Source organism: Candidatus Gastranaerophilales bacterium (assembly GCA_028693235.1).
Taxonomy (GTDB): domain Bacteria; phylum Cyanobacteriota; class Vampirovibrionia; order Gastranaerophilales; family Gastranaerophilaceae; genus JAQUVW01.
The window spans coordinates 124,853-148,789 of the sequence record JAQUVW010000001.1 but is presented as its reverse complement, the minus strand read 5'-3'; the positions used below and the strand labels follow the sequence as shown (position 1 = coordinate 148,789).

Below are 23,937 nucleotides of genomic sequence, written 5' to 3'. Positions count from 1 at the left end.
TTATACCACCATAATTCGTTTTATGGAAGCCCCCCAACCTTGGTAATATATATATTTTCAAGGAATACCGGAGGAATATCTATACTTTTTTTCGCTGAAACAGACAACATAATATCTTTTGTCATAACTTTTGTTTCATGCTTTTTACAAATTGCATTTATATGTAAGTTTTTTGATGTTTCTCCCGGTTTTATAGGTTCAGCTTGTGTTGCAATTCTTTGAACAATCGTCTCACACAAATGATTATTATCATAAACCTTTATTATTAGATAAAGTTTATGAATAGTTTTTTCTGTATTGTTTTGAACAGAGATATCTGCATTCACTGAAGACGCTATTCCGAATGGTAATGCCTTATAGGCACCACTTTCTACTTTAACTGTTAAATCATTAGCATCTAAAATATTATATAAAATAAATCTATTTAATTTTTTATATTTTTCGAGATACATATTTGTATAAACTAAATCTCCAGCCGCACGAGAAGATGATACCAGTGCCAACAATGTTTTTTTATAGACCGAATAATTTATTATATATGGATTTTTTTTGGCAGTTTTTTCAAACCAAATCAACGCCTCTTCCGGATTATCACTAGAATACAATTTTGCTAAATGATACATCAAAACCGGAGAATCAGTAATGCTTATACCTGATAACAAAGTGTTTATCGCTCTGTTTTTTTTATTTGCCTTTAACTGGACGGTTACAATATTCATGTAAACCTGTGGCAATTCATCTTTTACGTTAAAATTAACAGTATCTGTTTTATTTTGATAATACAATGCATTTAAAAAATAAGCTTTGGCTAATTCATAATTTTCTCTTTCGCAATAAGCCCGAGCTGCTTTTGCATAAAAAATCGCTTTTGACCTTATCAAAGAATCATTTGCATATTCTTTAACTTTTGCAATCATGTCAATAGCTTTTTCCAATTTGCCTTGTTTTAGATACAGAGTAGCCAATTGAAAAGTAGGTTCAAAAACGCTATACGGTGCCTTATTAATAGCAACGAGATATTGAGATTCGGCTAATTTATACTCCCCAATGGTTTCATAGGCTAAACCTAGCTTCAAGTTGACTTCATAATTTCCGGGGTTTTGGCTTTCTTGAAACTTGTAACTGTCTATGAGCATCGATATTTGTGTTGTTTTAAACTCTGTAATTTGTTTTTTCGTTGGTGGTTTTTTTGCCGAAAAATTTGCACTGATAATCAACAGACCAACGATTATTGACAAGATTAAACACGTTATTGCAAAAGTCTTTATGTAAGATAAAATTTCATTTTTATTCATAGATTTCCTGAACCGAAATTGAGTCGATATGTTTTACATCTTCTAGTTTTTCATGGATACATTGAATAGGATTTTTACAGCACATTGATATTTTAGCGACAAGCAATCGCTTTTCATCAGCATGTTCTACCTTCTTTTTGGTGAATTCCATAATCTCGTCAAAAGTACCATAAATATCATTTTCCACCAATTTAGAATTTTCTATATCACAAATTATAGACAATTTTACTTGTTTCATATTTTTCAAATTTTTGGGCATAACTTCTGTCTCAAAAATTCTTATGAGCACCAAAATCGCAACAGAAATAACAGCCACATATAATGCCAAATTTATCTTCCCGCAACCACAAGCCATACCAATGCTGGCAACCATCCACAAAGAAGCTGCTGTCGTTAGTCCATAGACGTTTGAGCCATGTCTTAGCACCGTACCGCCACCGATAAAACCGATACCTGTTAATATTTGGGCTGCAACTCTACCGGGATCACCCATTGGATAAATGCTTATAGCTGTTGAAAAACCATATATTGACAAAATAGTAAATAAGCATGAACCCAAACAGACCAAAATATGAGTCCTCAATCCCGCCCATTTGTTTGTCAATTCACGTTCTAAGCCTATCCCAAAGCCTAAAATTATTGAAAGAACTATTCGCATTAAAATATTAATATCAGGAACTTGAAAATTATTAACAAGATTTTCCATTAATTATCTCACTTTGCTTTTAGGGTCCAACACATCTCTTATTGTATCACCAATTAAATTAAATGATAAGACCGCTAAAAAAATCAAAAAACCGGGCATTAAAAGCCAAGGTCTTGAGATAATATTTGTAAATTCTTGTGCTTCTTTGAGCATATTTCCCCAGCTTGCGTCAGGTTGCTGTATCCCAAGCCCCAAAAAGCTTAATCCTGATTCTGCCAATATATATGACGGGACAGACAACGTCATAGCAACTATAACGTAACTTATCGTTTGAGGTAGAATATGCCTTATTATTATTCGCAATCTCGATGCACCTAAAGATTCTGTTGCTTGAACAAATTCCTGTTTTTTTATGGAAAGAACCATTCCTCGCACAACTCTTGAAAAACCCGCCCAACCTATTAGTGCCAATATTAATATTATCAATGTAAATCGTTGCACGCTGGTCATATTTGCAGGCAAAATGGAAGCTAAAATTATCAACAAGTAAAAACTCGGAATTGACATTATGGCCTCTGCTACACGCATCATAATAAAATCAGTTTTTCCGCCAAAGTAACCGGATATTCCACCATACAACATGCCTAAAGGAAACGACACAAACAAAGCCAAAAAGCCTATTGTTAATGATATTCGCCCACCATACAATAGTCTTGAAAAATTATCTCTGCCGTTTATATCTGTGCCCAAAAGGTAGATATTACCTCCCTTTTCAACATTATAAAAATGTCTGTCAAAGGGTATAAATCCAAACAATTTATATGGCTCACCTTTTGCAAAATATTTTACATAATATTTTTTTGAACGGTCAGGTTTAAAATTCACCTTGAAATTTTGAGCATCAAACTCTCGCTTATAATTGTAGGTATAAGGTAATGACAAATGTCCGTTTTCATCAATAATATATATCTTTGAGGGGGGAGAATATGCCATGTGACGATTGGAATAATCTTTTGAATATGGGGAAATAAAATCAGCTAAAAATATTCCCAAATACAAAATTGCCAATATTACAAACGCAACTCTTGCGAATTTGTCTTTTAAAACAGATTTAACAAGGCTGTCTTGCACGTTTTTATCGAATTTAACAGTAAGAGTATCAGTCACTATGAAACCTCCACTCTCGGGTCAACAAATTTAAGCAATATATCCGCTAATAAATTGCCGACAACAAGCATAATCGTACCAATCATCAAAGACGCCATTACAAGATTTATATCAGATTTCAAAACGGCTTCCAAAATCAAACGACCTAACCCGGGGTATTGAAACACATACTCAGTTAATGCCGCCCCACTCAACAATGACGCAAACTCAAAGCCCAAAAGCGTAATCATGGGATTTATAGCATTTCTCAACGCATGTTTATAAACAACTTTTGTCTCAGACAAACCTTTCGCACGTGCAAATTTTACATAATCAGAGCCCAAAACATCTAACAAGTTACCTCGCATTTGCCTTTGCAGACCGGATAATGAAATCGTAAACAAAACAACAACGGGCAAAACCAAATGATGAATTATATCGAAAAATTTGCCAAACGGAGTCATCGAAGAATGATTAAAACTCGTCAACCCACCCGTAGGAAACCAGCCTGTTTTCACGGCAAATATCAACAATAATAACGCAAAAAAGAACGATGGTATTGCCATTCCAATACTTGTTAAAATAGTTAAAACCCTATCTATAGGCTTTTTCCAATGCAAAGCAGCAACAATCCCCAGAGGAAGCCCGACTGTCCATGTAAAGAAAATAACAAATCCGGTCAACAAAAGAGTATTAGGTATTCTCTCTTTGAGTTTGTCTGAAACCTTTTCTCCTGTGGTGCAAACGCCCAAATCACCTTTTAGAAAGCTCTTTAACCACAATCCATATTGAACAATTATCGGTTTATCAAGTCCCAGCCTTTGAACTTCTGCATTCAAGGTTTCTTGGGTTATCGCAGGGTTAAGTTTCAACTCTGCTAATGGGTCAACTGGTGATAACCTTATCAAAAAGAAACTTATCAACGATACCAACAACAATAAAGGTATCGTTTGCAATAATCGTTTAATTATATATGTTAAAATATTCATAAGACAAGTTTAGTCTATTTCTTGAATTTTGCCAATTATACATTTTATCAATTGTTATCTATTTTTTATTAAAGATGTAAACTTCAACTCGTTTAGCTCTGTTTGAGTAAATACTAAACCATCTTTTCTAGCTTTTTTATAAAATTCTTTTTGGGGAATATATACAAATTTGTTCACTTTACACCCTGAGTATTCTGATATTTTTTTAAAAAAGCCTATGTCTGTATAGTCATAAAGTATAAAGTTATTTTCAGGAATATAAGTTGTACCCGTTTTAGAATTTGCGTAAAAAAGAGCACTTTTTTCTATTACATACATTATTCTTCTGTCCAGATAATAAAAATCATGAGTTGAAAAGAACAACGGCGTATAATTTATAATTACGAAATTTGATAATAAGAAAATCAAAGTAAGCGGAATCGGTTTGATAAATTTTTCGGATATCGTAGAAATAAAAATGACATCAGCTATAGATAGAAATAACGATACCAGCAAATGAATTTCAGGACTCGTAAGCCAAAATGACTTTGAATCATAATACGTTCTACCACAAGAATATAAGGACAACAAAAAAATTATAATACCTAAATATATACCCAACCCGAGTTGAAGCGTTTTTATAATTTTTTCATCCTTGTTTTTAATGGTTATAAAGCCAACTATCAAGAATATTAACAGCCCGATGATTATGAGAAACAGATTAACCCGATTACAAAATAAAACCTTTAATACCTCTAACAAAAACAGACAAGCCTCACTGAAAGCATCTTGAAAGCCATTGTAATGAGCCAATCTATCAGCACCAATAGCCAGAAATGAGGGGTTGAAAAACGCAACAAAACAACTTATTAAAAAAGCATACAATGGGAATAATATACCTTTTTCTACCTTTTGATTTAATATTTCTTTTTTGAATTTGTTTTTACAGAAGAAAGCAACAAAGACTACACTTAAAATTCCTATAGAAAGAATAATATTAAAATGAGCCGACAAGCCCATTAAAAACGCCAATAATGTACAAGAGATTATTTCCCGACCTTTTGGGATTTTGTCATTAATATAATAATTCGCAAAAAACAATAATATAATCATAAAAATAATTACATTAAAAACATAAGCGAAATGCTGATTATAGATATAAAATACGCTATAATCAACATTGAAAACCATTGATATCACAAAAACAAAAGATAATAAAAATATAACAGGATTTACAGGAGTTTTTTCATTTTTTATATAAAATATTTTTGCAAGCAAAAAGCTCAACAACGCAAAATCAAATCCTCTGAATACCGCCCCAAACCAGTTGTCTTGAGGGTGGATATGGAATAAAAAGCTAACCCCGTCAACAACTGTTTTCATAACAATCCAACTGATGTATTTTCCTTGGTCAGATTCCAATATAATGTCTTTCAATGATTTATCAAAGAAAAAACATTGCACAAAGTCATCCCAATTATATATATCCCACCATAATACATAAGTTATAACAAGAGTAAAAATTAGAAAAACAATAATATTTATAATTTTAAAATATTTTTGATATTGATTTAACATTCCTAAATTTTACTATTATTCTTTTTTATAATCAATATTATCCGTTTTTTGCCAAACTGAAGGTAAATAAACTCCATTTTTTATGGTATTGCCCATTGAATCTCTGATTTGCTCATAAAAAACGGGCTTAAAGCCATTATCCTTTAATGTTTGGTGAAAATTAGACTCATCAAAAACAGGTATTTTCTTACCTTCTTGAATTATAAACCTCGGGGCTTGATTATTATACCTATGATCACGCTGTAATGCACCTATAACCATCAATCCGCCTTTTGGAAGTTCTTTGTTTATATTTTTGCATACGTTACAGACTTGGCTCATATCTTTCAAATCATCATATCCGCTGTAATCTTTCATCAGGTGATAAAACGCATTTTTAAAAAACAAAATATTAGTATTTTTAGGTAAATGAAAACTTGTACCTACGTCACTGATATCCTTTTCTTCAAATGAGATTACATCCTTAAATTCATCTTTTTTAGGTACGTAATAGTCATTCCACTTATATTGAGGAGGAACATTAAGGTATGACAAATGATATTTTATTGCTCGTTGCTCATCTTCTGAATCAGTTTTTGACAATTTTTTCAACAATTTTGACACAAATGCAGGACTTGCGTTTTCAAGTTGCCAATTTTTTGGAATTTTCTCAAAACTATCATGAAAGATATCCCTAAAACTTTTTTCTTCAGGACTTTTCATTCTACTATCTGACACCAAAAAAGATTCCATATCATTTGAAGTAATTTCATACAAATGTGAATCCATATTTTTTACTACTTTAGGAGATATGTCATAACCAAATATTTTGTATTTTTTATCCTTGTTTTTATCTTTTAACAACATCGCAAGAGTATAAGCCTCCTCGCCTGTAGAAGAAGCAAATTCTGCAATATTTGTGCCGTTTGGATAATTTTTTTTAATAAAATCTGATACAAAATTCATAGTTTCGATGTTACGAAAAAAATAAGTCTCATGAATACAAAAAGAATCATAATTATGCCCCCTGTCAGAAACCGTAGATGTATCGGTATAACCTTTAAAGGTAAGGCTTCTTGATTTATTTATATTATTATATAAAGATACGGGAGCAAGTGATATATTCATATCTATCTGAACAACAAACAAAAAAATTATTGCTAGATTTTTAAAGTTAAAGAAGATAAGAAATTTTTAATTTTATTAAAACACCAACCATTCGACTGATGCGAACCATCTTCACATAAAAAGAATTCGATATTCGGGTTTGTTTTACTTAATTTTATCGCTGTTTTATAAGGAACTTTCAAATCATTTTTTGAATGTAAAAGCAAAATCGGGCATTTTATTTTTTGGAGCTTTCGATAATTATCGAATTTTTGAATAAAATCCAACCGTTTCATTAAATCCGTCAGCACAAACTCTGTAAGACGTAAATGCTTTCTTTGCAAATAAAATCGACACATTTCTAAAGAAGCAGACGGCATATCAAGTATTGCACTTTCTAAAATAACAGCCCCCAGATTGTACCTTACAGCCATCTCACAAGCGACCGCCGAGCCCAATGAACGTCCCCAAAAAATGATTTCATGCTCTTTTACACCCTTGGATTTCAAAAACTCTACTGCAGCATCAGCATCACTATAAAGCCCCGCCTCAGAAGGAAGCCCCGCACTTTTATAATGCCCTCTATATGAAAGCATCAAAACACCGTAGCCCATTTCTTCAAGGAACAACAAAACATTTTGCCACTTTGTAATACTTTCAGACTTACCATGACAAAAAACAACAACAGGATAGTCATCACTAGGCGAAACAAACCATATATGCAACTTCACGCAATCATTCGTTATAAGCCTTTTTATCTCAATCTTTTTCTTTAATGTAGGCAAAACAGGATATCTTCTCCCGCCTCTGGGCGAAAATATTAATCGATTTTCAATTTTTAACTTGAGTTTTTTCCAAAAAAATCCGTTTTTAGGCATAAAAACATGCAAAATTATGTAAATTACCTTTGTAAAAATGAAAAAAACATACAAAATAGCGTCCATAGTTAAGATTATAACAAAATTTGCAAATAATGGCATTATTTGTGATAAAATAGCCGTGAGGTTTAAGTAAAGGAGAATACATATGACCGAAGCAACAAAAAATCTAAAAATTTACACAGACAAAGAAATCGACCAAGACAAAATTTTATCAAAGAAAGTGGCAGTAATCGGATACGGTTCACAAGGTTACGGTCAATCTAATAACCTGAGAGATTCAGGCTGTGAAGTTGTTATCGGACTAAGACCCGGTAGCAAATCAGCTAAAAAAGCTGAAGGCGAAGGACTTAAAGTTATGCCTATTGCAGAAGCTGTAAAATGGGCTGATGTTATCCAAGTTCTTATCCCTGATGAAACTCAAGCTGAGGTTTATGAAAAAGAAATCAAACCTAATTTGACAGCCGGCAAATATTTGATGTTTGCTCACGGTTTCAATATCCACTATAAAAAAATCGTTCCATCTGCTGATGTCAACGTTATCATGGTTGCACCAAAAGGCCCGGGACACACTGTTAGACACGAATACCAAGTCGGCAGAGGCGTTCCTTGTTTAATCGCTGTTGAACAAAACCCTTCAGGCGATGCTAAAGAAGTCGCTCTTGCTTATGCTTCTTGTATCGGTGGCGGACGTTCAGGTATTATCGAAACTACTTTCAGAGAAGAAACTGAAACTGACCTGTTCGGCGAACAAGCTGTTCTTTGTGGCGGCGTTTCTGCTCTTATTAAAGCAGGTTTTGAAACTTTAGTTGAAGCCGGTTACTCACCATATATGGCTTACTTTGAATGCCAACACGAAATGAAATTGATTGTTGATTTAATTTTCCAAGGCGGCATCTCTGATATGAGATATTCCATCTCTAACACTGCTGAATACGGCGACTTCACTAGAGGACCTAGAGTTATCACAAAAGAATCTAAAGCTGAAATGAAAAAAATCTTGGGTGAAATTCAAGACGGTACTTTCGCTGACGAATTTGTCAATGAATGCAAAGCCGGCTACCCTAACTTCAACAAAATGAGAAAAGAAGGCGAAGAACATCAACTTGAAAAAGTCGGTCAAGAACTTCGTTCTATGTTCTCTTGGGGTGGTAAAGACCAAATTATTGATAGAAATAAAAACTAATAACTTTATATTTCTAATAAAAAAGGGAAGTCAAAAGCTTCCCTTTTTATTTTAGTTTTACTATATAAAAAATATGCCCTCCCGGAACTTCTGCTATATATGTGGATTTTGTAAAATCTATATTAACCCCGTAAAAGTTCAGACACTTTTCGTATAAAGACCTGTCAACAAGAGTATTAGAAGCCCGATATATAAAATAAACATGAGGAGCAAATTTTGCATACTCTCTTATCCTTTTTTCATAATAATCAGAATAGACATAAAAAACAGGTTCCCAACATGTTTTTTCTAATTTTATATCTTTTGGAATTATCATATTGACATATCTAGCCTTAGGATTTTGAAAAGGAATAATAAAAGACGTAGATTCACTTCCCAATAATACCAATGAATTTGATTCAATATGGGCATCATTCACAAATAAAAATTTTGTTGAAGCTCTGTCCCTCTCTGGATAAAGAGGAAAACTCAACGTAACTGTTAACAAAACAAACAAAACAATTATGAATGGCTTGAAATAATTTTCTTTATGATATTTTTGAAAGATTGCACTACAAGATTTCAAAACAATTATTCCTGACAAACCTAATAAAGGAATAAAAAATCTATAATAAGAAAAACTAACAACGCACAATATATATGAAATCAACCAAAATGCCACTAAAAACTTAGAACGAAATCCTTTTTTAAAAAATATAAAAAGAACAGAACAAATACATGCGGTTAAAAATTTAAAATCTGTTAAATTATAGAACATCCAATTATTCCATAAACCACTTTTCGAAAATTTTATCGGAAACTTTAAAAAGTTCAAAATAGCAGATTTATCTTTATATTCATCGTAAATCTGGCTATAAACAGTATTAGTCGAATAATATTCTGAGTTAAATACTCCGTTAAAACAAGGAAAAAATGGATTATGGAACTTAATCCATATATATGCCATCCAGCTTCCACCTAATAAAAGAAACGGGATTGAAAAAGATATCAAAAAAGTAATTATATTTTTAAACCCAATCTTCTTTCGCAAGATAAAAAGAATAAATAAAACAGCTAAAATATAAGGAAAAAAAGCTAACTTGAGCCCTAATGCAATTCCCATAGAAAGCCCCGAAAATATAAAGTTTTTTTCTTGATGAATATTTTTAACTAAAAAATAAAACCCTAAAAGAATTAAAGCCGACAATTGAATATCTATAAAACTGCAACCTGTCATTGCCAACAACAACATGCTTGAGCCTGCAAAAAATACACTCAAGCAACATAAAAATTTCGACCGAAAATACAATTTTGAAAGTAAATATACAACAAAACAGAAGAAACCATAATAAAGACCTTGTATAAATGCTATGAAATAAGGATAATTATTAAAATATTTAACCAAATAATAAAAAGGAATATCAGCTATTGGATTAAAATAAGACCTGACTCCTGCGGGAAAAATATCATAGCCAATTCGATTTGTCAGCAGAGCAAACGGGCTATAGAAATGATAATTAAGCATATCATATTCAGAGTTTCCAAGACCAAGTGACACGCTGACAATTCCGCCAAATATTAAAAAAGCTATAAATATATAAATATTTTTCTTATTCACGTCACAATTTTAACATAAATAAAAGCCGCTCTAGGCGGCTTGAAAAAATAACAAACAATAATATGGAGTCGGAGGAGTATTAATCTTTTTACGTTTCGATGAAAATTCTATGCGTTTTGCATATTGTTACGGTTGAACATTTCAACTGCCAAATTCATTTTGACATCATCAGAAACCCCTGCTTGAGGAAATTCTTTATTAAAGTTCAACAATCCTTTTTCAACTTCAGCTTCAAAACCTTGAACAAAACCCGCAATTCTATCTGCTTGGTCTTTAGAAACATATTTTGAAACATCAAGGGTACGTTGAACTTTGGCAGGCTGAATATCAATATTTTGAGCCGCCATATAATTTAGCACATCACTAGCTGCAACATCTTTTTTATCTACTTGCGGTTGTGCTTTCTTTTCGGAATCTTTTACTGCTCCATCTTTTTTCTCATATTGTGAGATTTGTGAATAATTAACAGCATTTGTGTTAATGTTAATCGGGTTGATATTGTTTGCCATCTAATACTCCTAATCTATTTTCGTGTTTGCTCACATATTACTTATCGGTATTGTTTTTAACTACCTTTAGGAAAATGTCCAATATTGTATAGTTTTTGTTACATTTATTAACAAATATAGCACTTTTATTTTTGTCCGATTTTAATATTAAACGTAACGTGTTTATTATTAGTTAAAATTTAGATAAGATTGGAAAGAATGACTATGAGAATTTCAGCTGTACAAAACATTAATGACAATGTAAAAGCAATTAAAAACGAGCAAACACAAGCTCCTCAACCCCAAACTCCTCAAGCTCCACAAAAAGAAGTGAACTTGAACCAAATGCCTGGTGCAAATTCATATTTGATGAATTTTAAAGGTGCTGATATTTCAAAATATATCGGAGATAAAGAAATAAGAATTGACGACATTACAAAGTTAGATAACAATTTGCACATCGGATTGACTGACATGCCTGAAGGTAAAAAACACTTAAATGCAAACGGGCTAAATGTAAGAAAAAGAGTTGGCAAAGAAACAACTCAATATACAATCACAAACGACACAAAACAAAACTTGTTTATCGCAACAGTTAAAAACGAAGCAGAAATTCCTCAATTAACTTATAAACAAGGTAAATTCATGCCTGAAGTTACTGTTAAACATCCGTCTTTAGGCGACACAAAATTAAAGATGCTTGCAGGCAGTGAAATTCAAACAGACGATTTTAGCCTTGTAATGCCGGGAAAAATATATTCACCTGATGGAAAAACAGAACAAATCGTCCGCAACAACGGAATTGCATTTAAGGGAAATGTTGCAATTTCAACATTAAATAAAGAACCAAGAACTCAAAATGCAGTAGATTTATATTTGGGTTCTGATATCCCTGACAAAATGACTAAAGGAGCCTACGTTGATGATGTAGTAGCAAATGAACCTACTTTAGCAATCCCTGCCGGTGGCTTCGGTGAAAGATTATACAACCTTACAAGAGATAAAGAAAACAAACCCTCATACATCCTTCCAACAGCTAACGAATGCAGAATTATCGGAACATCATTGAACATGGCAGCTTCTGCAGGAATAATCGAAGGTCACGGCAAAGATAATATAACTTACTTGAGCCAAAACGGTGAAATCGACGGCGACAACGTTAAACACGTCGGAAAATATAAATCTGATGGCGGTGCTTTGGCTGAAGGAATTGAAAAAGATGTAATTTCTCCTGATAAAGATTTAATCGTACTAAACGCTGATATCTTCACAAACGCAGATATTACAAGAGCTTACCACGCATTAAAAGAATATCCGGAAGCAGCTCTAATTATTCCATATTACCCTGTTGACGCTAATAGAGCTAAATCTTTCGGCTTACTCGGTGTTGAAACAGATGATGAAGGCAGAGCTCAAATCAAAGCATTCGTTGAAAAACCTAAATATACTGACAAATCACCTGAACCTGCTTCTTTCAACTCTGATGAAGAATATGAAGCAGCAATGGAAGAATTCGTTCAAGCTCAAACAGCAAAAGACCCTAACGGCGACAAATTCTTAGCTAACCCGGGCATGTACCTTATGAGCAAAGAAGCTGTTCAAGTTTTACGTGACAGCAAAGAAAAAGCTGGTTTGGGTGCTAACGTAATGCCTAAAATCGTTAATCTTTGTAACGAAGGTAAATTGTTGACAGAAGACGGCAAACCGATGAAAGTTTATACAGTTCCACTTCAAAGAGCTGACGGACAACTTGCATTCTGGGATGATATCGGAACTGCTGAAGCATATTTGAAAGTTATCAAAGATGTTGCCCACGAAACAAAAACAAAAGGCACAGGAACTGAAAATAAATTCTATGGCGTACCTGAATTTATCTTGAAAGACTTTGATAAAAACGTTGACTCTAAAAACAGCATCGTATTCCAATCAGATAAAGCTAGAGGCGATTTTGAAAACTTCAAAAACGAACTTGGCGTAACAATTGCTAAAGGTAACATTTTCGTAGCTGAATAGATGATACCTTAATAAACTTAAGAGAGAGCTCCTTAGAAATAAGGGGCTCTCTTTTCAATGGTTTTATGCTAATCTATACAACCTACTTGGTTTCTACCATTTTCTTTAGCAGAATATAAACCTTTATCTGCAAATTCTATAAGCTCTGTTGGGGTAATACCGTTCTCCGGATAAGTCGAAACGCCTAAACTAATCGTAACATGTCTTTCTAAATTAGGTCCAAGCTTAAACATTCTGTTAGCAACAGCATCGCATACTTTCTGAGCGGTAATTTTTGCTTCTTCTTTATCCGTATCACGCAGAATTATTGACATTTCCTCACCGCCGTAACGGCAAACTATATCAGAGCTTCTAACTGTTTTTTTCAAAGTTTGGGCAACTTGTTTTAAAACAGCATCACCGGCTTGATGCCCATAAGTATCATTAAACTTTTTAAAGAAATCGATATCAATCAAAATCAAAGAAAACTTTTGTCCTGAACGTTTTGAATAATCAATATTCATAATCATTTGTTCTTGGAAAAATCTATGATTGTAAAGCTCTGTCAAACCATCAGTGGTTGCAAGCTTGTATGTATATTCAAAATCTCTTGATTTAACTATATACTTGACGATATAAGCAAGTATAAATGCCAATATAGAACCTCCGATAGGAGATGCAACCCATAGCCAAATGTTAAAATAATACATTCCGTAAGTTGCGATTACTAAATATGTAAGGATTATCGCCATTGCTGCGAGCAATGAGGTAAATATTGAAGCTGTAAAATAGACAACAAGCCCGACCAAAACAGACACAACCATTGTGATTGCAATATTAAAAGTGGGTGAAAATGCTTTGATTATAGAATTGTCTATTATATTATTCAACAATGTAGCATGGAGCTCAACACCGGGAAGATACTTTTCTGTTGGGACAACTTTGATATCAGACAAAGAAACAACGCTTGTGCCGAAATAAACGACTTTTCCTTTGAAATAATCCTTAGGCAAAGAATTGTGAGTATTGCCGTTCATTGTTTCTAACACTTTCCAAAAAGGAACATATGTAAAAGTTTTATTTGCCTTAAGCCCGCTTTCACCATACCAATTCAAAACGACTTGAGAATCAGGAAACATTGGTATTTTACGATTGCCCATCAAGAGATTATTATCTTTATCAACAACCAATTTATCAGTATCAATGCCTTCTTTGTCTTTTAAATATCTTTGAGCAACTTTCAAAGTCATATAGGGATATAAATCTGTTTTAATTGGTTTCATTTCACCTGATTTTAAAGCAGCCCTGTCATACTCAGGATAACCGACAATCAATGGAGCCAATCTATTTACGCCGTCATCTGATTTTACAGTATTAATCTGACCGATATTGGAAGTAACGGACATTATGTCGTTCATGATTGAGCGGCAATTTTGGAAAACATAAGGCCGGAAAATTGGCGATTCTATTTTCACATTTGATTTTAATTTAGCAGGAAGTTCTACAGGCGTTCTTATTTCAATAGGTTGGTCATCAAAATTCATCGCCGTGTATAAATTGTCATATTTTTTGAACACTTTTACTAACTGGCGGTCACTTTCTATTGAGCTTCTGAAAGATTTCAAAAACAACAAATCAAATGCCACAACAGTAGGTTTTTGAGCCTCGACATAATTTACGAAATCAGCATAAACGCCTCTTGGGACTGGCCATTCTCCATAATGATTTAGCAAATACTCATAACTTGCATCGTCAACTGTCACGATAACTATATCTTTGTTGGTTTTTTTATGTTCTGCGATAATCATTTGCCTTAAATCAAATGATTTTAATTCCATAGACAAAAAGAAATTTTTTGTGCTTGTTTTATTGAAAACAACCATAACAATTAAAAGCATAAAAGCAAACAAAAACCATTGAAAAATAATGGCTTTATTCTTTTTCAAAAAAGATATTATTTTTTTCATAACCAATCCAAAACTCATACTACTTATACTAATTAGGTAGAAGGGGCAACATTATTTACAATTGAATTTTTAATAAAATTAATGTTCTCTTCTAAAATTGCCGTCAAATTTGCAAGCTCATCAGGATTTTGCAGATAGTCTAATAAACATTTCTCATTTAAATTCATTGAGGTAAAACTCTCTTAAATAATTTCTCTCGAACGAGTTTATTGTCGCAAAATTTAGTGATTAAAACATCAACCTAAAGGTGAATTTTAGAGGACTAAACCATCCAATAAAAGTATGAGAAATGCTTATTCTATACACTTTTTAGACTAATTTAAAATCACCATTTTTTTTGATATGTTCAATCAAACCGCCATCTTGGAGTAGTTTTATCATAACATCAGGAAGCGGAGTAAAAGATAATTCAATATTTTTGGTTAAATCTTTGATTACGCCTGATTTTATGTCCACTTGGAGCTCATCGCCTGCATCAATTTTGTCAGTATCAGCTTCAAGAAGCAACAACCCGATATTTATGGCATTTCTGTAGAAAATGCGGGCAAAAGATTTGGCAATAACTGCACTTACACCTGCAATTTTAATAATTTGAGGAGCGTGTTCTCTTGATGAACCGAGCCCAAAATTATTGCCGGCAACAACGAAATCGCCTTTGCTCATTTTTGAAGCAAATTCAGCATCTGCATCTTCCAAAACGTGTTTTGCCAGTTCCGGAAGATTAGAACGCAAGTGGAACAAGCGTCCAGGTGCAATATGGTCAGTTGATATATTGTCAGGAAATTTCCATGCTTTTCCTTCTAAAGTCATTTTTATTTTCTCCTTTGTAATCTATGCTAATTCTAGTTGAGGGTCTGCAATATAACCTTTTAAAGCTGTACAAGCAGCAGTTGCAGGCGATGCAAGATAGATAAATCCGTTTGTATTACCCATTCTTCCTTGGAAATTTCTGTTTTGAGTAGCCAAACAAACTTCACCGTCACCCAAAATCCCTCCATGTACGCCAACACAAGGTCCGCAACCCGGGGCACAAACAGAAGCACCTGAATCTACAAAAACATCAATTAAGCCTTCTTTTAACGCCTGTTTCAAAACATCTCTTGAGGCTGGAGTTACGATTAGCCTTAAATCATCAGCAATTTTTTTACCCTTTAAGATATCAGCAGCGACCCTCAAATCTTCAATTCTGCCGTTTGTGCAAGTTCCGATATAAACTTGTTGAACTTTAACGTCACCTAATTCAGCTGCTAATTTTGTATTATCAACTGTATGTGGGCATGAAACTGTGGGTTTAATTTTTGAAGCATCAATTTCTATAACTTTTTCATAAACTGCGTCTGCATCAGGCTTCAACTCAACAAATTTGTCTTCTCTACCACGTTCTTTTAAATAAGCTTTCGTCTTTTCATCAGTAGCGAATAGTCCACATTTTGCACCTGCTTCAACAGCCATATTTGCAAGAGTAAATCTATCTGCCATTGTCATGTTTTCAATAGTTGAACCTGAGAACTCTAAAGCCTTATAGGTAGCACCATCAGCACCAATCGTACCGATAAGATGCAAAATCAAGTCTTTTGCATACACATTTTTTTGAAAATTACCCTCTACTTTAATTTTGAATGTTGCAGGCACTTTTAACCAAGTTTTTCCAAGCCCCATAGCAACTGCAATATCAGTAGACCCCATGCCTGTAGAAAAAGCACCCAATGCACCTGAAGTACAAGTGTGAGAGTCTGCTCCGACTAATATTTCAGCAGGATTTACATAATCTTCAACTAAGCGTTGGTGGCAAACACCGGTTCCGCCCTCAGACAAAACCGCACCATATTCTTTAGCAAATTCTCTCAAAACCATATGCGAATTTGAAAGTTCTTTCCTGGGGCTCGGGCAAGCATGGTCAATAAACAAAATTGAACGGCTTGGATTAGCAAGCTCTTTTTTACCCAATTTTTTAAATTCTTGAACCATCAAAGGGCCTGTTCCGTCTTGAACCGCAGCAACATCAATCTTTGCTATACATAGCTCACCAGGCTTAACATCGTGACCTGCATGGCGAGATATAATCTTCTCAACTAAAGTTTGTCCCATTTTACTATATCCTCATAACTAACTATTATTAACAATAAGGCACAATAAATGTGCCCGAAAATTTTATCTTTTAGACAATGGAGTCTGCTCCAACAGCACCGCCATCCATACGTTTTTTAAGTTCACCTGTCGGAACATAATAAGGAGTCACGGTCATTATTTTAGCCGCAACATCAGGATAATAATAGATGAACTTGAGCTCACTGTGAGTCAAAGGTAATTGCGTATGCACGTTAGCATAACGAGCCAATTCCAAGATATTTCTGGCTTCATCTTCATCATGAAATTCAAGTTCTAAACCTTGATAAACATTTCTAAATCCTTTAATTCCGCCATATTCACCAACGGTAATCATTCTACCTGTTTCAATAAGTTCAGGTTCACCACGACCCAATTCTTCAAAATCATAAAGTTCGTAATTACGTCTGTCTTTTAAAGCACCGTCTGCATGAATTCCTGATTCATGTGCAAAGGCATTATCACCTACGGCAGGCTGATTGATAGGAATTGGAACTCCAAACGCAAAAGAAGCGTATTTAGCAAGTTTCCACGCTTTAGACAAGTTAATTTTTTCATCAAGCTGATATTTACCCCCGAAACCGCTTGATTTCACAACAGCCAAAATACAAGAAACCAAATCTGCGTTTCCGGCTCTTTCGCCCATTCCGTTTACAGCAGTATTAATATAAGCATTAACACCTGCGTCAACAGCAGCTTTCGCACCCATAACAGAACAAGCAACGCCCATTCCTAAATCATTGTGAAAATGGAGTTCAATATCCATTTGGGCTTCTTTTGCTATTCTATAGACTCGGTCATAAGCAGTTTTAGGGTCATCATACCCAAGTGTGTCGCAATATCTAAACCTATGAGCACCGTGTTTTTTACATTCTTTTGCATATTTAATCAAGAATTCAATATCACTACGAGAAGCATCTTCCGCATTAACGCCGATAATTTTAGCCCCGCAAGTGACCGCCGCATCAACAGCTTCAAGAGTCATCGCCAAAATATCTTCTTTAGTTTTTTTGCCTTGATATTTACCCTGAATCATTTGTTCAGAAGTTGATTGGGACAAATTAGCATACTGCAATCTCGGAACATTCTGAAAAGAAACCAAGACATCAGAAGGCATAGCCCTCATCCAACCTGACAATTTTGTAGTCCTAATGACTCCTCTGTCAACCAATTGCAAATTACCGTTAAGATAATTCAATTCATGTTTTGTAGTCGGAAATCCAAACTCTGATTGAGTAATTCCCATATCTTCCAACATTAAATTTATTATTGTTTTTTGTAATTTAGACAAACCTAATCTTGAGGTTTGTACGCCATCTCGGTTAGTGACATCAACGATGTAAATTTTTCCCATAATTTTCTACCATTTCAATACTATGTAGTCTATCTCGATATTATACAACATTTTCGCACAAATAAATCATTTTTAAAGATATATAAACTTTTTGAATAGCCCGTGAGGATAAGCATTTTTGGTAATGATTAAAAGATGCTTTAACCCTCATAATTCATACATACAAACTTGTAAATGTTAATAGGGAAAAATAAGAAGATGCCCGCCTGTAACATCTTCTTATACAAGGAGGAAAAATATGACTATCAACAAATTTACGCTTGCCGTAGCATTGTCCATTGGACTTTTGGCAAGCACAAGTTATGCAGGTTTTACGGAAGATTTAACAACGGATGCATCTTCAAGCACTCTGGCAGCTTGCCCTTTGTCCGGTTGCCCTACTCCTGTGACACCACAAACGGCAACTTGCCCAAGCTGTTTGCAAGATACCAACAGTTGTTCTTGCCCGAAACCTTCATGCGACTCATGTGACCCTTGCGAGAAAGCCGCAGCACCATGCGATTGCGATCCATGCGAATGCGACCCTTGTGAAAAGGCACAAACACCTTGCGACGACAATATGACAGGAGCGGCTTGTCCTTGCCCGCCCGCTGATCCTTGTCCGCAAATGCAACAATGTCCGCAACCTTCACCGCCTGCTTGTGCAGTTTGCCCGCAGCCTGATAACGGACAAAAATTTAAACAACAAGTTTACGCTTATCCAAACGCTATCTATGGCGACAATCAAGTTATCGGCGAACGAAACAACGGATTGTTTCTAGGTGACGACGCTCAAGCTACAGCTTGCTCACCTAGCGGTATTCCTGTCGCAAACAGTGAATGCGGTTGTCAATCAGGTGCAACAACAGGTGCAGCATCACCTATCCCTTGTATGAACAACGCACCTTGTGCTAACGGCATTTCTGTAGATAGAAATCCAATGAACATTGATGGCTCCTGCTGTCCTGTTCAAATCCACACAAATTCCAGCGTTGAAGTATTACAAAAATCATTAGTTCCTTTTGAAGTTTCAACTCCAACAGGAGCTGCAGTACCTCTTGTAAGCTCATTTGACGACGTTCCAAGCGGTTTCTGGGCTGGTTGCGATATCAACAAACTTGCAGAAAACAGCATTATCGCCGGCTACCCTGACAGAACGTTCAAACCAAACCTTCCTGTATCAAGAGCTGAAATGGCTACCATGATTGTAAAAGGCTTAAACTTGAACGACAAAATGACTTGCCCTGAAAAAGTATTCAAAGATGTACCTGAAAACTTCTGGGCTAACAAAACCATCAACAAAGCTGTTTCAAACGGCATGATGTGCGGTTATCCGAATGATTTATTCAAGCCGAATGAACCTTTAAACAGAGCCGAAGCTTTCACAATTCTTTCTAAAGGTATCAACTGCCCGATGGACGATTGCAAAGCTGGTCAAATCCTAAGCCAATATTGTGACGGCGATTCCGTTCCAAGCTGGGCTAAAATACCTATCGCTAAAGCTCTTGAAGTTGGTGCAATGGCCGATTCACCTCAACCAAACATGATTTCGCCAAACAAAGACGCAAGTCGTGCAGAAATTGCGAACATGCTTGAAAACGTAAGAGTAGCCCTCGGCTACAGCAAAGATGATGTTGCTTCTACAGGTGATTGTGGTTGCACCGGAGCTGCTGCTTATATGGAAAAAGAATCAATTACAAAAGTTCCGACCCTTCAACTTTGCTTCAGCGATGAAATCAACTCAAAATCTGCTCACGTTGGCGACCAATTTGCCGCAAAAACAATAGATGAAGTAACTATTGACGGCGTATGCTACCCTGCAGGTTCTATGGTTAGAGGTAAAGTTCTTGAAGTCGTCAGACCTACTAAAAACTGTCAAGGTGCTTTAAGACTTTCATTCAACACTATCCAAAACGGCGATTGCAAAGCAGACTTGCCTAACCAAATTCTTACAGCTCAAGTAAACCAAATCAAAAAACCAAACGGCTTTATGCGTGCCATTGAATTCCCATTCACTTGGACAGGTGGTTTATTGGGTGACGTAGGAAGAACAGTAGGTGGAGCAATAATCAGTGCCAGCAACGCTGTTGACAATACTATTAACGGAGTCGGCGTAGCTACTGGCGAATTATTCACTGGTCAATTCCGTGCTGCCGGCAGAAGCTACCAAGATGTCGGAAAACAAATCGTTACCGCTCCTGTTGACGTTACGAGAACTGCTTTATCAGGAACTATGGGATTGTTCCAATATACAGGTGACGAGCTCACCTACTTGGTCGACCCTAAAGGTATGAAAGTATCTTCTATCAATCCGAAAGAAAAAGTTACAATCGCATTCGGTTGTCACACTCAAAAATAACAGACAATCTTCTTTCTTTCAAAAAGGGGGCTGCAGAAATGCGACCCCTTTTTATTTATTCCGTTAATATAAAAGATTTATATAATCCAACAACTTTTTAGCTTCGTTATCTTCAGGATCTAAATCTACTGCAATTAATATGTTATGTTTTGCATTATCTCGCTTAAGCTGAACCAAATCGGTCAGAGCACTCAATTTATAACATTTTGCATTCTCAGGTTCAACAGCTAATGCTTTATCAAGCAATATCAATGTTTTTTTAACATTGCCCAATTTTGCAAAGGAATAAGCAACCGTTACGAAAAAATCTTTTGGCAAACCTTTTTCATCCATAATTTTTTCATACATTTCAGTTATTTCTTGTTGAAGATTTTGGTCATTATTCACGTTTAAAAATTCTTGGCATCTTGCAATATAATACAAAACAATAGGCTTGTCGGGGTCGAATTTGTCTACTCTTAAAAAGTGTTGTAAAGCTTCATTATAAGATTTTTGATTATACTCAATAATTCCCATATTATATATGGCATCTGTGTCGTCAGCTTGAACCTCAATGGTTTTTTCGTATAATTTTTTTGCTATATCAAGCTCACCTTTCATCTGCGAAGAAAGAGCGGTATTATACAAATCAATATGACACCCGTTTCTATTTTTTGCAGCTTGAGCAAAATACAATTCAGCAGCCTCATAATCACCTAAATAAAATGAAATAATCCCCAATCGATGCAATGATTCTTGACACACAGGATGCTTTTTTGCTATTTCCAAAAAGATATCTCTGGCTTTAGCATAATTTTTGGCTTCAAGTTCTTTCATACCTTCACCATAAAGGTTTTCAAATCTATGAATTTTTTTATATAAAAGCAAACCGGCGAAAATGACTATTATTGTGGCAATTCCGACTAAAATAATGATTCCGATGTTCATCAATACAAACCGTTTCTTTCTAAGCGTAATATTATCTTATTTTGCATATTTCGTCAAGTTGTTTTTTTAATTATTATTTGTTTATAATCCCTCAGATAAATGATTACTAAACACGGATGGATTTGTAAAATGATATCAGGAGAAAATAATATGCAAAATACTATTAACAGAATATATAAAAATAATTTGAATATAAAAACCTCAGACCTTATGTCTTCCACAATCAGCAGAAGCCCTGTTTCTATGTGTTTTGCTGACAGCAACTCAAAAGAATTGCTTCCAAAAAGTTTGTTATGCGAACTAATAACAAACCAACACCCCGTAATGTTGTGTTGGTTAGCTATAAGTTTTATTTTGTTTTGTTCAATGTTTATTTATTCGACTATAACTTTTCAATTATAATTAGATTTTATCGGCAATTTTTTCAGCCAATTCATCATCGATTTCAAAGTTTGAATAAACATTTTGAACATCATCATGTTCTTCAAGTTTGTCCATAAGTCGAAGAATATTTATTGCAGTTTTTTCATCTGTAACATCAATTGAATTTTCAGGAAGTCTTGTCAATTCAGCAGACTGTGATTTAAAACCTGACGCTTCAAGAGTTTCAACGCAAGATTGAAAATCAGGAACAGCGGTAATAACTTTGTATTCGTCATCTTCTTCGATAACGTCTTGGGCATCAGCTTCGATAGCAGCTTCAAACAAAGCATCAAAATCGACTTCTTTTTCAAACGTAATAAGTCCTACTTGTTTGAACATCCAACCAACGCAACCGTTTTCACCCAAGTTTCCGTTGAATTTTGTAAAATAGCTTCTCAAATCTCCAGCTGTTCTGTTACGATTATCCGTCATCGCTTCGACGATTATAGCTGTACCACCTGCACCATAGCCTTCGTAGGTTAATTCTTCGTAGTTATCAGCACCGGCACTGCCCGCACCTTTTTCTATAGCACGTTTAATATTATCATTTGGAAGACCTGCTTGCTTCGCTCTATCTATTGCAGTCCGCAAACGAAAATTAGAAGCAGGGTCTCCACCACCTAATTTTGCCGCAACTATTAATTCTCTTGAAAATTTTTGAAAAGCAACCCCTCTTTGGGCATCAATTTTTGCTTTTTTGTGTTTTATTGTTGACCACTTTGAGTGTCCTGACATATAGTTATTTCCTCTATTGATATTGTGCACATTTATTGTAATATAAATATATGAAAAATGAAATGACTCAAAATGTAAAAAATGCTTTAGATAATTTCAAAAAGCAAGACTTTAAAGCTGCTATTGTTGACTTTGAAGCAGCATTGGCTGAAGACGAAAACAACCCTTATATTCTTAATAATATCGGTTTATGTTATGCAAAATTAGCTGAAGACGAAAAGGCTATCGAATACTATGAAAAAGCCTTGCAGCTTGATAATTCGATGGTTCAAACCTATATAAACCTCGCTGATATCTTTTACAAGCAAAAACGTCTTGTCGACATCATGAATATGCTTGAAAATGCAGTCACGCTTATGCCCGAAAACATTGTGTTAAAGCATTATCTTGCAAGAATTTATCAAGAAGATTCCAGATACGACTTGGCTATTGACCAGCTCAATGAGATTTTGGATTTATCTCCGGAAAATACTGACGCATTTTGGGACTTGGGATACATTGAATTTACCCTCGGAAATTATGACAGTGCAATTTCTCATTATGAACAAATTTTAGATAAAATCGATAATAATGAATTGATATACTACCAAGCAGCATTGGCTTATGAAGCGAATGATAATATTGACAAAGCTATTTCAAACCACTTAAAAGCGATTTCTGTAAATAGCGATTTTCACCCTTCTTATAAAAAACTCGGCATTTTATTTTTAGCCCGAGGGGAAAAAGAAGACGCAAAAGAATATCTTAATGACTATGTAAATTTTGATTTGCCGGACGAAGAAAAAAACGAAATCACATCTCTTTTATCCCGTATCAAATAATATTTCACCTTTACATAAAAAGGATTTAAAGCACAATTACCACGGAACATTGTGCTTTTGTCTAATTAAAAAATTCTTTAAATCATTAATAATTATAATATCTATTTAACAAAGGGGTTGTTATGAAAAAAGTAAAAATTTATACCGTGGACTATTGTCCCTATTGTTCAAAAGCAAAGGAGTTACTAACTTCTTTAGATATCCCTTTTACTGATGTTGATATAACCGATAATGAAATTGAAGAAAGGAAAATGATTGGTGAAACCTATAGCATTGAAGGTAGGGTCACGGTTCCTCAAATATTTATCGGGAAAAAACGTATAGGAGGGTATGATAATTTAAAAAAATTAGTAGAAGATAAAAAACTTTTTGAATTATTGAAAGATTAAAATACAAAAGATACAAA

The 23,937-nt window shown here is 34.5% G+C and carries 22 protein-coding genes; 6 read left to right on the top strand and 16 right to left on the bottom strand.

Annotated features, from left to right (window positions below):
- Positions 1-20: 20 nt before the first annotated feature.
- The 7 genes from PHV37_00750 to PHV37_00720 are packed head-to-tail and all read right to left on the bottom strand — an operon-like array spanning position 21 to position 7,597.
- Complete coding sequence (locus PHV37_00750) at positions 21-1,295, bottom strand: hypothetical protein (GenBank protein ID MDD3236609.1); 1,275 nt, start codon at positions 1,293-1,295, stop codon at positions 21-23.
- Positions 1,288-2,001: an MgtC/SapB family protein gene (locus tag PHV37_00745; GenBank protein MDD3236608.1), complete on the bottom strand. Its 714-nt coding sequence runs from the start codon at positions 1,999-2,001 to the stop codon at positions 1,288-1,290. Before PHV37_00745 ends, PHV37_00750 begins: the two co-directional genes overlap by 8 nt.
- A gap of 3 nt (positions 2,002-2,004) precedes the next feature.
- The gene (locus PHV37_00740) at positions 2,005-3,108 is read right to left on the bottom strand and encodes an ABC transporter permease (protein MDD3236607.1); all 1,104 of its coding nucleotides are present in this window, start codon (positions 3,106-3,108) and stop codon (positions 2,005-2,007) included.
- Positions 3,108-4,076: an ABC transporter permease gene (locus PHV37_00735; GenBank protein ID MDD3236606.1), complete on the bottom strand. Its 969-nt coding sequence runs from the start codon at positions 4,074-4,076 to the stop codon at positions 3,108-3,110. The genes PHV37_00740 and PHV37_00735 overlap by 1 nt, the downstream gene beginning before the upstream one ends.
- A gap of 54 nt (positions 4,077-4,130) precedes the next feature.
- Entirely contained in the window at positions 4,131-5,633 is a 1,503-nt protein-coding gene (locus tag PHV37_00730) for a hypothetical protein (protein MDD3236605.1), read from the bottom strand.
- A gap of 15 nt (positions 5,634-5,648) precedes the next feature.
- Positions 5,649-6,740 carry a hypothetical protein gene (locus tag PHV37_00725; protein ID MDD3236604.1) on the bottom strand — a complete coding sequence of 364 codons (1,092 nt, stop codon included), beginning with the start codon at positions 6,738-6,740 and terminating at the stop codon, positions 5,649-5,651.
- Between the two features lie 32 nt (positions 6,741-6,772).
- Entirely contained in the window at positions 6,773-7,597 is an 825-nt protein-coding gene (locus PHV37_00720; GenBank protein ID MDD3236603.1) for an alpha/beta fold hydrolase, read from the bottom strand.
- 148 nt (positions 7,598-7,745) lie between these two features.
- On the opposite strand from PHV37_00720, the gene ilvC reads away from it, so the two are divergent.
- The gene (ilvC, locus tag PHV37_00715) at positions 7,746-8,783 is read left to right on the top strand and encodes a ketol-acid reductoisomerase (protein ID MDD3236602.1); all 1,038 of its coding nucleotides are present in this window, start codon (positions 7,746-7,748) and stop codon (positions 8,781-8,783) included.
- A 46-nt stretch (positions 8,784-8,829) separates the two neighbouring features.
- Here ilvC and PHV37_00710 read toward each other — a convergent pair whose 3' ends face one another.
- Both PHV37_00710 and PHV37_00705 read right to left on the bottom strand, forming a co-directional pair.
- Positions 8,830-10,380: a hypothetical protein gene (locus PHV37_00710; GenBank protein MDD3236601.1), complete on the bottom strand. Its 1,551-nt coding sequence runs from the start codon at positions 10,378-10,380 to the stop codon at positions 8,830-8,832.
- Between the two features lie 107 nt (positions 10,381-10,487).
- A complete protein-coding gene (locus PHV37_00705) occupies positions 10,488-10,889 on the bottom strand; it encodes a hypothetical protein (GenBank protein ID MDD3236600.1) in 402 nt (133 codons plus the stop codon).
- A gap of 198 nt (positions 10,890-11,087) precedes the next feature.
- On the opposite strand from PHV37_00705, the gene PHV37_00700 reads away from it, so the two are divergent.
- Positions 11,088-12,881: a sugar phosphate nucleotidyltransferase gene (locus tag PHV37_00700; protein ID MDD3236599.1), complete on the top strand. Its 1,794-nt coding sequence runs from the start codon at positions 11,088-11,090 to the stop codon at positions 12,879-12,881.
- 68 nt (positions 12,882-12,949) lie between these two features.
- Here PHV37_00700 and PHV37_00695 read toward each other — a convergent pair whose 3' ends face one another.
- The 5 genes from PHV37_00695 to PHV37_00675 all read right to left on the bottom strand — a co-directional run bounded on the left by PHV37_00695 (position 12,950) and on the right by PHV37_00675 (position 18,287).
- Positions 12,950-14,827, bottom strand: a complete 1,878-nt coding sequence (locus PHV37_00695) for a diguanylate cyclase (GenBank protein ID MDD3236598.1) — start codon at positions 14,825-14,827, stop codon at positions 12,950-12,952.
- 32 nt (positions 14,828-14,859) lie between these two features.
- Positions 14,860-14,994: a hypothetical protein gene (locus PHV37_00690; GenBank protein MDD3236597.1), complete on the bottom strand. Its 135-nt coding sequence runs from the start codon at positions 14,992-14,994 to the stop codon at positions 14,860-14,862.
- 142 nt (positions 14,995-15,136) lie between these two features.
- Positions 15,137-15,637: a 3-isopropylmalate dehydratase small subunit gene (locus PHV37_00685; protein MDD3236596.1), complete on the bottom strand. Its 501-nt coding sequence runs from the start codon at positions 15,635-15,637 to the stop codon at positions 15,137-15,139.
- A 21-nt stretch (positions 15,638-15,658) separates the two neighbouring features.
- Positions 15,659-16,915, bottom strand: a complete 1,257-nt coding sequence (locus PHV37_00680) for a 3-isopropylmalate dehydratase large subunit (GenBank protein ID MDD3236595.1) — start codon at positions 16,913-16,915, stop codon at positions 15,659-15,661.
- A gap of 70 nt (positions 16,916-16,985) precedes the next feature.
- Complete coding sequence (locus PHV37_00675; protein ID MDD3236594.1) at positions 16,986-18,287, bottom strand: hypothetical protein; 1,302 nt, start codon at positions 18,285-18,287, stop codon at positions 16,986-16,988.
- A gap of 238 nt (positions 18,288-18,525) precedes the next feature.
- Here PHV37_00675 and PHV37_00670 point away from each other — a divergent pair, with 238 nt between their 5' ends.
- A complete protein-coding gene (locus PHV37_00670; protein ID MDD3236593.1) occupies positions 18,526-20,625 on the top strand; it encodes an S-layer homology domain-containing protein in 2,100 nt (699 codons plus the stop codon).
- Positions 20,626-20,688: 63 nt separating this feature from the next.
- Here PHV37_00670 and PHV37_00665 read toward each other — a convergent pair whose 3' ends face one another.
- Entirely contained in the window at positions 20,689-21,552 is an 864-nt protein-coding gene (locus PHV37_00665; protein ID MDD3236592.1) for a tetratricopeptide repeat protein, read from the bottom strand.
- A gap of 99 nt (positions 21,553-21,651) precedes the next feature.
- On the opposite strand from PHV37_00665, the gene PHV37_00660 reads away from it, so the two are divergent.
- Positions 21,652-21,954, top strand: a complete 303-nt coding sequence (locus PHV37_00660; GenBank protein ID MDD3236591.1) for a hypothetical protein — start codon at positions 21,652-21,654, stop codon at positions 21,952-21,954.
- On the opposite strand, the gene PHV37_00655 is transcribed toward PHV37_00660, so the two are convergent.
- Complete coding sequence (locus PHV37_00655; GenBank protein MDD3236590.1) at positions 21,955-22,710, bottom strand: YebC/PmpR family DNA-binding transcriptional regulator; 756 nt, start codon at positions 22,708-22,710, stop codon at positions 21,955-21,957.
- Positions 22,711-22,760: 50 nt separating this feature from the next.
- Here PHV37_00655 and PHV37_00650 point away from each other — a divergent pair, with 50 nt between their 5' ends.
- Both PHV37_00650 and PHV37_00645 read left to right on the top strand, forming a co-directional pair.
- Positions 22,761-23,531, top strand: coding sequence for a tetratricopeptide repeat protein (locus PHV37_00650; GenBank protein MDD3236589.1), 771 nt, complete (start codon positions 22,761-22,763; stop codon positions 23,529-23,531).
- Positions 23,532-23,653: 122 nt separating this feature from the next.
- Complete coding sequence (locus PHV37_00645; GenBank protein MDD3236588.1) at positions 23,654-23,920, top strand: glutaredoxin domain-containing protein; 267 nt, start codon at positions 23,654-23,656, stop codon at positions 23,918-23,920.
- Positions 23,921-23,937: the final 17 nt, after the last annotated feature.

Excerpts from the sequence above, each read along its gene's own strand:
- PHV37_00695 (MDD3236598.1), bottom strand. The coding sequence starts at position 14,827 with ATGAAAAAAATAATATCTTTTTTGAAAAAGAATAAAGCCATTATTTTT.
- PHV37_00680 (MDD3236595.1), bottom strand. The coding sequence starts at position 16,915 with ATGGGACAAACTTTAGTTGAGAAGATTATATCTCGCCATGCAGGTCAC.
- PHV37_00750 (MDD3236609.1), bottom strand. The coding sequence starts at position 1,295 with ATGAATAAAAATGAAATTTTATCTTACATAAAGACTTTTGCAATAACG.
- PHV37_00670 (MDD3236593.1), top strand. The coding sequence starts at position 18,526 with ATGACTATCAACAAATTTACGCTTGCCGTAGCATTGTCCATTGGACTT.
- PHV37_00700 (MDD3236599.1), top strand. The coding sequence starts at position 11,088 with ATGACTATGAGAATTTCAGCTGTACAAAACATTAATGACAATGTAAAA.
- PHV37_00685 (MDD3236596.1), bottom strand. The coding sequence starts at position 15,637 with ATGACTTTAGAAGGAAAAGCATGGAAATTTCCTGACAATATATCAACT.
- PHV37_00660 (MDD3236591.1), top strand. The coding sequence starts at position 21,652 with ATGATTACTAAACACGGATGGATTTGTAAAATGATATCAGGAGAAAAT.
- PHV37_00690 (MDD3236597.1), bottom strand. The coding sequence starts at position 14,994 with ATGAATTTAAATGAGAAATGTTTATTAGACTATCTGCAAAATCCTGAT.
- PHV37_00665 (MDD3236592.1), bottom strand. The coding sequence starts at position 21,552 with ATGAACATCGGAATCATTATTTTAGTCGGAATTGCCACAATAATAGTC.
- PHV37_00645 (MDD3236588.1), top strand. The coding sequence starts at position 23,654 with ATGAAAAAAGTAAAAATTTATACCGTGGACTATTGTCCCTATTGTTCA.
- PHV37_00725 (MDD3236604.1), bottom strand. The coding sequence starts at position 6,740 with ATGAATATATCACTTGCTCCCGTATCTTTATATAATAATATAAATAAA.
- PHV37_00705 (MDD3236600.1), bottom strand. The coding sequence starts at position 10,889 with ATGGCAAACAATATCAACCCGATTAACATTAACACAAATGCTGTTAAT.
- PHV37_00650 (MDD3236589.1), top strand. The coding sequence starts at position 22,761 with ATGAAAAATGAAATGACTCAAAATGTAAAAAATGCTTTAGATAATTTC.
- PHV37_00735 (MDD3236606.1), bottom strand. The coding sequence starts at position 4,076 with ATGAATATTTTAACATATATAATTAAACGATTATTGCAAACGATACCT.
- PHV37_00675 (MDD3236594.1), bottom strand. The coding sequence starts at position 18,287 with ATGGGAAAAATTTACATCGTTGATGTCACTAACCGAGATGGCGTACAA.
- PHV37_00730 (MDD3236605.1), bottom strand. The coding sequence starts at position 5,633 with ATGTTAAATCAATATCAAAAATATTTTAAAATTATAAATATTATTGTT.
- PHV37_00720 (MDD3236603.1), bottom strand. The coding sequence starts at position 7,597 with ATGCCTAAAAACGGATTTTTTTGGAAAAAACTCAAGTTAAAAATTGAA.
- PHV37_00745 (MDD3236608.1), bottom strand. The coding sequence starts at position 2,001 with ATGGAAAATCTTGTTAATAATTTTCAAGTTCCTGATATTAATATTTTA.
- ilvC (MDD3236602.1), top strand. The coding sequence starts at position 7,746 with ATGACCGAAGCAACAAAAAATCTAAAAATTTACACAGACAAAGAAATC.
- PHV37_00655 (MDD3236590.1), bottom strand. The coding sequence starts at position 22,710 with ATGTCAGGACACTCAAAGTGGTCAACAATAAAACACAAAAAAGCAAAA.